General features: G+C 62.5%; 5 protein-coding genes. All 5 read left to right on the top strand.

Going from position 1 to position 11,089, the window contains the following annotated elements; all coding sequences use genetic code 11:
* Positions 1 to 133 (top strand): flagellin (locus AXF19_RS15215; RefSeq protein WP_252997331.1); only part of this gene is annotated, 133 nt, incomplete at its 5' end.
* A gap of 124 nt (positions 134 to 257) precedes the next feature.
* On the top strand, positions 258 to 4,172 hold the full coding sequence (locus AXF19_RS05580) for a glycosyltransferase (RefSeq protein WP_066846183.1): 3,915 nt from the start codon (positions 258 to 260) through the stop codon (positions 4,170 to 4,172).
* Positions 4,169 to 5,644 (top strand): glycosyltransferase, encoded by a 1,476-nt coding sequence (locus tag AXF19_RS05585; RefSeq protein ID WP_066846185.1) that lies wholly within the window; start codon positions 4,169 to 4,171, stop codon positions 5,642 to 5,644. The genes AXF19_RS05580 and AXF19_RS05585 overlap by 4 nt, the downstream gene beginning before the upstream one ends.
* Positions 5,641 to 8,880, top strand: coding sequence for an O-linked N-acetylglucosamine transferase, SPINDLY family protein (locus AXF19_RS05590; protein ID WP_066846187.1), 3,240 nt, complete (start codon positions 5,641 to 5,643; stop codon positions 8,878 to 8,880). Before AXF19_RS05585 ends, AXF19_RS05590 begins: the two co-directional genes overlap by 4 nt.
* Positions 8,877 to 11,089 (top strand): O-linked N-acetylglucosamine transferase family protein (locus AXF19_RS05595; RefSeq protein WP_237141712.1); only part of this gene is annotated, 2,213 nt, incomplete at its 3' end. The genes AXF19_RS05590 and AXF19_RS05595, both read left to right, overlap by 4 nt.

The following is an 11,089-nucleotide window of genomic DNA, read 5'->3' on the forward strand; positions in this document are numbered from 1 at the left end:
CACGATTCGCGATGCGGATATGGCGAAGGAGATGACGAACTACACGAAGAACAACGTGCTGCTCCAGGCTGCGCAGTCCATGCTCGCGCAGGCGAACCAGAACAGCTCGGCTGTCCTCTCGCTCCTCCAGTAATTCGCTTCGGCAGTTACCTACGGATAATCAGAACCTCTCCCCTTTGGGGAGGGGTTCTTTTCTTTGCTAATTTTACCTATATCGCGTATAATAATTCTTTAGAAGCATTGAAAGGATGTGCCGCATGAGAATCTCCGCCTGCTATATTGTAAAGGATGAGGCGCATGAACTGCGCCGCTCGCTTGCTTCCCTCAGGGAGGCGGTCGATGAGATTGCCGTTGTCTCGACAGCGGGGAATGTGGCTGTGGCGGAGGCAGCGGCAGAGTTCGGGGCACGTCTCTATGAATTCCCGTGGCAGGATGATTTTTCGCTTGCACGCAACTACGCACTCGAACAGGCTACAGGAGAGATTGTCGTTTTTTTGGATGCGGACGAATTTTTCTTTCATCCCGAGGACGTACACAGCGCAATTCTGGAGATGATGCAGGAGCATGATGATTCCGATCTAATGATGATTCCGCTGTGGAATTACATGACGGGAAATTCTCTGAGAGATGCGCAGCGTATCATGAGTCCGCGTATTTTCCGCAGAGCGGGGCTGCATTACGAAGGGCTGATCCATGAGCAGCTTGTGCGCGATGATGGGGGAGAGCGGATCATTGTCTATGGGGATGAGCGGCTTACGATCGGTCATACGGGGTATCTCAAGGAGCGCGGAGAGGAGAAGATCCGACGGAACATTGCCATGCTCGAGCGCGATGCACAGCTGCACGGGCGCACGCCGGCGCACGCATTCTATCTTGCGGACTGCTATTTCGGGCTGAGGGACTATGCGCAGACGCTGAGATTGTCAGAGGAAGCGCTGCGCAGCAACGCCGTATTTATTGGCGAGGAGAGCAAGATCTACCATCAGATGATTGAGTCCATGCGTGCCCTCCATTATTCCGATGAGGAGATGCTGCGCCTTGCGGACGAGGCGCTTGCCAAGTATCCCGCCCTGCCGGATTTCTACGCACAGTGCGGCATGATCCTCTGTGGACTTGCGCGCTACGAGGAGGCGGCAGAGCATCTGACGGAGGCTCTCGCGCACTACGACGAGGGCTTTTCAGAGGTGCATGACAGCTCGTTCTTCAATGACTCTGTGGCAGCCATCGTGGCGGAGCGCATTGCGCAGATCTATGCACATCTGGGGGCAGCGGTGCAGGCGGATGATTGGCGAATGCGGGCAAAAAAATACAGCGGGGAGACAAGCGTTGTGGAGGAAAAGAGGCTTCGTATCTCTGCGTGCTATATTGTACGAGATGATGCACGGCATCTGAGAACGTCGATTGAGAGTCTGCGTGATTCCGTGGATGAGCTGATTGTCGTCGATACGGGATCGCAGGATGATTCGTGCGGCGTTGCCGTATCCTATGGTGCTGCTGTCTATGAGATTCCTTGGGCGGATGATTTTGCCGCTGCGCGCAATGCCGCATTGGAGCGTGCTACAGGGGACTGGGTTGTATTCATCGATGCAGATGAATATTTCTCGACAGAGACGCGCACGGCGTTGCGCGCCGTGATTGCGCAGGTGGATGCAGAGGGTATCGAAGTGCTCCTTGTGCCGTGGCACAATATCGACGAGGCAACGGGAGAAACCCTGCTTGACTCCTATGCACCGCGCATCTTCCGCCGCCGCGCGGGACGACACTATGTGGGGCGCATTCACGAGGAACTGCGCGAGGCGGACGGCTCTGCGCCGCCGTCCCGTCCCGTTGCACCGGAGCTGCTGACTCTTGTCCATACGGGATACTCGGCTGCACTCTCGCAGGAGAAGGGGGAGCGAAATCTTCGCCTCCTGCTTGCGGAGGCACAGAACTCCGACAACCCCGAGCGCTGTTGGCGCTATCTTGCGGAGACCTATGACAATCTCGGCGATGAACGCATGGCGGAGCACTATGCCCTGCGTGACATTGCGCTTGGACGCCGCTCCGTTGTCTATGCCGCACGTTCCTATCGGATTCTCCTGCGCCTCTATAGCGAGCATTCTGCGCGCAGGGAGGAGCGCCTCGCCGTGGCGGAGCAGGCGGTACGGGATTTCTCCGAGCTGCCCGAGATGCACGCAGAGCTGGCGGAGGCGCTTGCAGCATACCACCGATACACGGAGGCGATTGCGGCGGCAGAGGGGGCATTTGCGGCGGTGCCGACGGCGATGGTGACGGAGCCGTCCCTCTTTACCGAAGAGATGGGCGCGGCGCTCAGGCGGCGCATGGCGATCTGGGGGCGCATTGCGGCGCGTGCGAAGGAGCTGCGCATTGCTGCAGCGGTCTTTGTGCGCAATGATGCGCGCGATATGGAAACGTGGCTGCAAAATACAGGGGTCTATGCGGACGAGTGCGTTGTTGTCGATACGGGCTCGACGGACGGCACGCGTGCGTTCGCTGCAGAGGCGGGGGCGCGCATTGTCGACTTCGCGTGGCAGGATGATTTTGCCGCCGCGCGCAATGCCTCAATTGCGGCGGTCAATGCGGACTGGGCGGCGGTCTTGGATGCGGACGAGAGTTTTTTCGAGCCGTTGGAACTGCGCGCCTATCTCGCAATGGTGGATGTGACGATGCCCCATGTGGACGCCGTGCTCCTTCCGATTGTGCACGTGGACGAGGATGCGGGGGAGCGCGAGACGGGACGCGCGCCGCACATCCGCCTCCTGCGCATGGGACGCGGGCTGTTCTACGAGGGGCGTGTGCATGAAGCGCTGCGGAAGGTGGGCGGGGAGCCGATCCTCTATCATGAGAAAATCGCGCTCTCCATCCGTCATGTGGGCTACTCATCGGGGCGCATCCGCGCAAAGCATGCGCGGAATCTCGCCCTGATGGAGCGGCGCATGGAGGAGACGGGGCTGCTGCCCGGGGACTGCCGCTACCTCGCCGATACCTACTATGGTCTTGGGAAATATGCGGCGGCACTCCTCTATGCGCGTGCCGCCTTGGAGGAGAATGTGACTTCCATTGGCGCGCAGAGTCATCTGCATCACCTTCTGTTGGATGCAATGGAAAAGGAGCACAGCCCGCTCGCGGAGCAGATTGCTGCGGCGCGTCAGGCACGTGATGCCTTCCCGCAGCTGCCGGACTTTCACGGGCGGCTTGGGCTGCTGCTTGCGGCGGCGGGGGGCGCGGCGGCGCTCGAGGAGCTGACCGAGGCACTGCGGCGCTCCGAGCAGCACGCTGATGCGGACGGTGAGGCAAGCGCATTCCCCGCGTGGGCGGGCGCTGTCTCTGCCGCGCGTGCGCGCCTTCTGATGGAGGCGGGCGAGAGGTCAGCTGCGGAGGAAGAGCTTGCACGCGCCCTCGCACTCGATACAGCGCGTGAGGAGGCGCTCGATGTCTTTGTGGAGATGCACGGGCAGAATTTGGACGCGCTCTGTGCGCTGTGCGGCAGGGACGCGGCGACGCTCTCCTATCTTGCACGCTTTGCGGACAGCTATGGCTGGCTTGCGCTCGCCGCACAGGCGCGCACGGCACTCTCCTCGGCGACGGGAAAGGCTGTGCCTGTGCCCGAAGTCTATGGGCAGCTGCAGGGGTTTTCGTCTGAGGATCAGGGGCGGCTGCTCGTGGGGATGCTGGCAGAGCATGTGCGCGAGATGCCCGAAGTTCTCCTGCATCTGGAACGTGATCGGCATGCGGAGAGTCCGCCTCTCTATGCGCGTCTGCGCGATCTCCTGCCGGAGACGATGCGTGCGTTCTGGCGGCACTACGACGAGCCGGATGCCGTCTCGTTGCCGGAGAGCATGGAGGGGTACAATCTCGTGCGCGAGGCGTTTATTCACCATGCGGATGCAGCACAGGCAGAGCGCTTCCTGCGTGCTGCTGCGGGCTATGGCGCGCCTGTCCTGCGTGCGGCGGCAGAGGATTTTGCAGCTGCGGAGCGCTGGGAGGGGGCGTTTATCGCGTGGTCGCTCGTTGCAGCGCTCGTAGGCGGGAGTACGGACGCGCTCTATGGGCAGGCGATTGCCGCCCTCCGTATGGGGGCGCAGGATGAGGCACGGGGCTATTTGACGGAGGCGCTGCGCAGCGATGCGGGGCATCGTAAGGCAAGGGAATTGATGGAGCTGATAGGATGAAGATCTCGGCGTGTGTCATCGCAAAGAATGAGGCGGAGAATCTGCCGCGTTGGCTCCGCTCGATGCGTGTCTTTGCCGATGAGATGATTGTGGTCGATACGGGCTCGCAGGATGCGACGGCGGAGATTGCGCGCGCGGGCGGGGCACGGGTCTTTCATTTCGACTGGATCAATGATTTTGCTGCGGCAAAGAATTTTGCGCTCGACCAGGCGCAGGGCGACTGGGTCGTCTTTACCGATGCGGATGAGTATTTTACTGAGGAGAGTGCGCCGCGCGTGCGTCCGCTGATCGAGGAGTACAGCGGGCGAAGCAAATTCGACGGCTTTATCGTCCACCTCGTCAACATCGACATGGACACGGGTGCGCTGCTCGGCACGACTGCCGAGGTGCAGCGCATCTTTCGCCGTGCGCCGCATATCCGCTTTGTGGGGAGCATCCACGAGCACGTGGAGAATCTGAGCGGGGATGCGGGGCGCGAGATGGCGATGGCACCGGGGCTGACGCTCTATCATACGGGGTACTCGCCGCGCATCATCAAGGAGAAGTCGCGGCGCGATCTCGCGCTGCTGCTCGCGAGGCGTGCGCGCGGGGAGAAGAAAAAGCTCGATGAATATCATCTGATGGACTGCTACTATACGCTTGAGGACTATCCCGAGGCGGCGCATTATGCGCGTCTGGCGCGGGACAGCAGCGACCGTCCCGTCGGCTCGGAGGATCGCCCGCACGCCGTCCTCCTGCAGTCGCTCATCCTCATGGGCGCGGCAGATGAGGAGATCACGGCAGCGTATGAGACGGCGCGGGATGCGCTTCCAAAGAAGGCGGATTTTCCTCTGATCTACGGCACATGGGCGTGGGAGCAGGGGTATTTTGCGTGCGCGCGAAAGGCATATCAGGCGGGGCTGCACCTGCATGAGGAATACTACCGCGAAGGGGACTACTCGGGCATCCTCGCGCCGAGCGCCTATGCGCGCCTCGGGGAGGCGGCGGCGCTCGCGGGGGACTCGGAAGAGGCTGCTGCATGCTATGAGCGTGCGCTGCGTCTCAGCCCACGCTATGCGCCCGCGCTTGCCGCGCTCGTGCGCCTCCTCCATAGGGCAGGGGCAGATGATCCGACTGTCATCGGGACGCTGCGGACACTCTACGATGAGGAGCACGATGCGGATTTTCTCGCCTCCGTGCTCGCGGGCGTGTTTCCGCGTGCGAGCCTCTACTATGACCGCCGCGCAAGCCGGCATTTCTCTGTGCGCCGCCGCTTCCTGCTCGCGGGGGATGTGAACTCTGCGGCGGCGTCGCTTGTGGAGGATATGGAGCGTGCAGCGGCGCTTGCGGCGGCATATGGGGGGGATTTTGCCCCCGAGAGTCAGGGAGCGCTTGCGCTGCTCCTGCCGGATTCCTGCAAGGAGGTCTCGGCTGCTCCCGAGGCCGCACGGATGCTGCGCCGCATTGGACGGCTGGCAGGAGGGACGGCATGAGGAGGGCTGCGCTTGAGGCGCTGCGCGATGCGATCTTTGCGGCGCTGGCGCGCGGCGATGAGGCATCGGCGCTGCGCGGTATCGAGGCGCTGCGTCCCTACGCGCCCGCCGAGGCAGCGGGGCTCCTCACTGCGCTGCACATCGAGGCGGGGCACGCGCAGGAGGCGCTTGCCGCGTGGGGGGAATGTGAGAGATGTGCGCCGCACGATCCCTATACGATGTTTCTGCGTGCGCGCATTGCGCTCCTCGACGGGGAGCGGCGCGCCGCACTCGATCTGCTCCTGCCGCTTATGGATGCCCCGCTGTCCCCCGCGATTGCGGAGAAGGTCTATAACATCGCGGGGCAGTGTGCGCGTTTCCTCGGGCGCGCGCAGGAGGCGGTCGCCTTTTACGCGCGGGCGCGCGATGCTGCCCCCGACCTTGCGCTCAAGGCGCTCAACGCGAGCAATGTCCTCTTCAACCGCCACTATCTCCCCGCGACGCTTGCCGAGGACAGGCAGGCAGCGGAGGAATACAGCGCGCTCTTTGCGGCTGTGCGGCAATTCGATCACGCGGGACACGGGCGAGGCACGCGGCTGCGGATCGGCTATCTTTCTCCTGATGTGAGGGAGCACGTTGTGCTCTCCTTTTCGTATGCGCTGATGACGGCGCCCGACTCCGCGTATTTTGAGGTGACGGTGTATGCGCTGAACGCGGAGGACGGCTATACGGAACAGGTGAAGGCAGGCGTCGCACACTTTCGCAATCTCGCGCGTCTCTCGGCAGAGGAGGCGGCGCGGGTCATCTATCGCGACGGCATCGACATCCTCGTCGATCTTGCAGGGCATACGGCAGGCAGGACGCTGCCGATCCTCGCATACCGTCCCGCGCCCGTGCAGATCTCGGGCATCGGCTACTTTGCCTCGACGGGGCTTTCCACCGTGGATTACTTCCTTGCCGATCCGATTCTCGCGGCGGGGGAGGCGGAGGCGGGCTTCACGGAGGAGCTGCTCGTCCTGCCCGCGACGCATTTCTGCTGGCAGCCGCTGCACTCTGCACCTGCGCCCGATCACGCGCCTGCGGTGGGGCGTCCCATTGTATTTGGCAGCTTCAACAACTTTACAAAGCTGAACGATGAGGTGCTGCGCGTCTGGGCGGAGATTCTGCGCCGCGTGGAGGGGAGCCGCCTCTTTCTCAAGACGGATGTGTTTTCCTATGCAGACGCACGTGCGGAGGCGCTGCAGCGACTCGAGGCAGCGGGCATTCCGCTCGCATATGTCGATACGGAGGGCGCGTCGCGCGACTATCTTGCGGCGTACAATCATGTGGATATCGCACTCGATCCCTTCCCCTATCCGGGTGGCGGTACGACCTGCGACGCACTCTACATGGGCGTGCCCGTTGTGACGCTGACGGGGGAGAGCCTCGGCAGCCGCTTCGGCGCGTCCCTTTTGGAGAATATCGGGGCGGGGGCGCTTGTCACGCGGACGACGGAGGAATATGTTGAGCGTGCTGTTTCTTTGGCACGCGACACGGAGCTGCTCGACGCACTGCACGCGGGGCTGCGGGGGATGATGGAGGCCTCGCCCGTGATGGATCGGACGGCGTACGGCAGCGCTGTTAGTGCGGCGTACGAAGCCATATGGGCGGCGTATGAAGCTCGTACGGGTCTGTTAAAGTCCCCTGCGCAGAATGACGATAGTATGAGTATGGATATCAAGGAACTCAAGGAACGTATCTTTGCCCTGCTCGAAGCGCATCGCTATGCCGAAGCGGAATCGTATGCGGCGAATGCCCTGCGCGCGGGGACGGCGGATGATATGATCCGCTATCTGCACGCCTATGCCGTGGAGCGGCAGGGCGATCTGCCGCGCACCATGGCACTGGCAGAGGAATATATCGCGCAGGGGCGCAGGAGTCTTCGCCATGAGTTCATGCGGCTGCGCGCCGCCGTTGCCTATCGCGTGGGAGATGCGCGGGCGGCGGAATTCTACAGATGTGCCTACGAGGAGGAGCCGTCCGATACGGCGCTCTACAGTTCGTTCCTCCTTGCGCAGAACGCGCAGAATGCGGCGGCGGACGAGCTCTTTCGCGCGCACTGTGCCTATGGTGCGCTTTTCAAAGAAACGCCGCGCTATACCTATGCTGCGCCCTATCGGCATGAGAAGATTCGCATCGGCTACATCTCTCCCGATTTTCGCCGCAATGTCATGCAGCATTTCGTGCAGCCGCTCCTGACGGCGTATGATGGCGCGCATTTCGAGGTCTATGTCTACAGCACGGCGGCAGAGCCGGACGAGGTGACGGCGGCGCTGCGTCCCCATGCGGACGTGTGGTATGATATGGGCGGGACTGCACCGGAGGGGATCGCCGCGCAGATTCATGCGGATGAGATTGACGTGCTTGTCGATCTGGCGGGGCATGCGTCGGGCGGTGCGCTGCCCGTGCTTGCGCACAAACCCGCGCCCGTACAGGTGATGGGGCTCGGCTATACGGCGACCTCGGGGCTGGATGCCGTCAACTATTTCCTGACAGATGCACTTTGCGATCCCGTTGGGGGGGAGAGCGAGAAATATTTTACGGAGCAGCTCATCCGTCTCCCGAGTCAGTTCGTCTATGTGCCGCGTGCGGGACTGCCCGCCCCCACGGGGACACCCGCGCGCAAGCGGGGGCATATCCTCTTCGGCGTGTTCAACCAGTATCGCAAATTCACGGATGAGATGCTGCTCCTCTGGCGCGAGATCATGGAGCGCGTGCCGCACGCACAGCTGCTGCTGAAATCGCAGATCTTCTTTGCGCCCGCAATGGTGGAGGAGGCGCGGGAGAGGCTCACGCGTCTCGGATTCGATCTCACGCGCGTGCTCCTCGAACCTGCAACAACGGACTATATGGAGCGCTACCTCGATGTGGATATTGCGCTCGACACATACCCTTGGCCGGGCGGCGGCACGACCTGCGACGCGCTCTACATGGGCGTGCCCGTTGTGACGCTGTATGGGGCGCGGCGCAGCACGCGCTTTTCCTATGCGCTGCTCTCACTCGTTGGGCTGGATGAACTGGCAGTGCAGTCCCCTGCGGAGTATGTGGAGCGCGTCGCCGGTCTGGCGGGGGATCTGGATGCGCTCGATCGGCTGCACAGGGGGCTGCGCGGTCGGATGGAGCGCTCGGCAGTCATGGATCAGGAGGGCTATATGCGCGCCTTGGAACAGGCATATGAGCATGCGCTTGCGCGTTGGAGTGAAGGAGAGAGGGCATGAAGAAACGAAAGCAAAAGCAGATACGCAGGGCGGCAAAGGGACAGCCGCAGAAGCTGCGGATCGGCTATCTCTCCTCGGACTTCGGGGCGGGGCGTACGCGGGATCTGCTGCCGATGTATTTTTTCTCCTATGATCGTCTGCGCTTTGAGGTCTACGCCTATCATACGGGGGCGGGCGGCGATACAGAACTGTTCTCGAAGGAGGTGCCGCTGCGGGAGCTCGGAGCGATGAGCGCGCAGGAGGCGGCTGCTGCGATTCGCGCGGATGGCATAGACCTCCTCGTTGATCTCTCGCTGCGTGCGCCCAATGCCATGACGCGCGAGATCATGGCGCTGCGTCCCGCACGGCACATCGTATCGCTTGCGGCAGACTGCCCCGCAGGGCTTGCGGCTGCGCTTCCATTGGTCGAGGGTGCACCGATCCTCGCGCACTGTTATACGCCCTTTCAGCGTGTGCATGACTATACCTATCGTACCCCGCTGCTCGATGCGCCGATGCCGACGATTGGTGTCGTGGGGGCATGTGCGGAGGGGGCGGCACAGACTCTGGTCGAGCTGCTCTGCAGTGTGCTGCAGGGTCTGCCTGCCGTTCGTCTGATCCTGCCCGCCGCGATTGCGGCGGCACTCTCCGAGGCGGATATGGAGCGCATTGCAGCGGCGGGGACGGAGGAGTCTGTGCTCGAGCTCGTGGACGAGCTGCCCTATGCGCAGCTCGATCTGGTGACGGCGGTGGACGCCGATCTCGTGGATGTCTGCCGCGCGGCGGAGCGCGGCGTGCCGCTTGTGACGGCGGCAGCGTATGTGCACGGCGCTGACGCCGCGCATATCCTCACGCAGCTCGGCATGGAACCCGTGTGGGATGCCGCGCGTCTCAGCACGGAGATCTGCTGCCTGTGCGCGGATCTGCTGCGCCTGATGGCGCTGCACAACTGTCTGCACTGGTGCCTCTACGATCTCTGCGATGCGGATGCAATCCTCTTTTCGGTGGAGCGTGCCTACGACCGCCTCCTTGCAGAGGGGCGGGGGGAGACGGCGGCGGAACTTGCCGCGTGTCTCGCAGAGGCTGAGGCGCGCGCGGATTGGAAGGCGCTGATCTCCGCTGCACACGCACTGGACGGGACGGATGCGCTCGCACCCGAGCAGCGCATGAGTCTGGCGTGGGCATATCTCTTCTCCGATGCAAAGACCCTCGCAGGGCACTGGGCGCTCATGGCGGAGGGCGTGTCGGAGGATCGCGAGGCTGCGCGGATCTATCTCTCGGTTGTCAGTCCGGAGCCGCCCGGGACGAAGCAGGAGATCTTCGCACGTGCGCAGGAGGGGCTTGCCCGCATCGGGGAGGGGCTGCCCGCTGTGTCCGATGTACGCACATTGCTCCTCAAGGTATGTGCGGGGCATGGGGATCTTGTTGTAGGATCTGAAGCGGCATCCGCCTACTCCAGGCTCTGTGCGGAGGAGGCGGAGGACGATGCCATGCGCCGCTACTATTACGGCGTGAGCCTCTTCCAGCTGAATGCGGTGGATCTCCCGGCAGAGGAGATCTATCGGCGCAGCTGCGGCTATGGGACGTTCTTTTCCGATGTGAATCAGTTCTCCCATCGCGGGCGGCGCAGGAGGGAAAAGCTCCGCATCGGCTATATCTCGGGGGATTTCCGACAGCACGTCATGCAGTATTTCATCTGGCCGTTTCTTGCGGGATTCGACCGCGATGCATTCGAGGTCTATGTCTACAACATGGGCAAGGAGGATCAGTATTCGGAGTTCTTCCGCACGCTCGTGACAGAGTGGCGGGATCTGCGGTCGTATGAGAAGGATATGGGGCGGATCGCGCGTGCAATCTACGATGATGAGATCGACATCCTCTTCGACCTTGCGGGGCATACGGGGGACTCGGGGCTTGCCGCCCTCGCGTGGAAACCTGCGCCCGTCCAGCTCTCGGGGCTCGGCTATATGGCGACGACGGGACTGCCGGCGGTGGACTATTTCGTAACGGATCACTACTGCGATCCGCCGGGCAATGAGCGCTTCTATGTTGAAAAATTACTGCGCCTGACGAGTCAATTCTGCTATAATGGATATACGAGTCTGCCCGCATCGCAGGGGACACCCGCAAAAACGCGCGGCTATGTCGTCTTTGCCTCGTTCAATCAGTATACGAAGCTGACGGATTCGATGCTGAGGGCATGGCGGGAGATCATGGAGCGTGTGCCGAA

It is taken from the genome of Selenomonas sp. oral taxon 126 (genome assembly GCF_001683335.1).
GTDB lineage: Bacteria > Bacillota > Negativicutes > Selenomonadales > Selenomonadaceae > Centipeda.

Excerpts from the sequence above, each read along its gene's own strand:
- AXF19_RS05590 (WP_066846187.1), top strand. The coding sequence starts at position 5,641 with ATGAGGAGGGCTGCGCTTGAGGCGCTGCGCGATGCGATCTTTGCGGCG.
- AXF19_RS05580 (WP_066846183.1), top strand. The coding sequence starts at position 258 with ATGAGAATCTCCGCCTGCTATATTGTAAAGGATGAGGCGCATGAACTG.
- AXF19_RS05585 (WP_066846185.1), top strand. The coding sequence starts at position 4,169 with ATGAAGATCTCGGCGTGTGTCATCGCAAAGAATGAGGCGGAGAATCTG.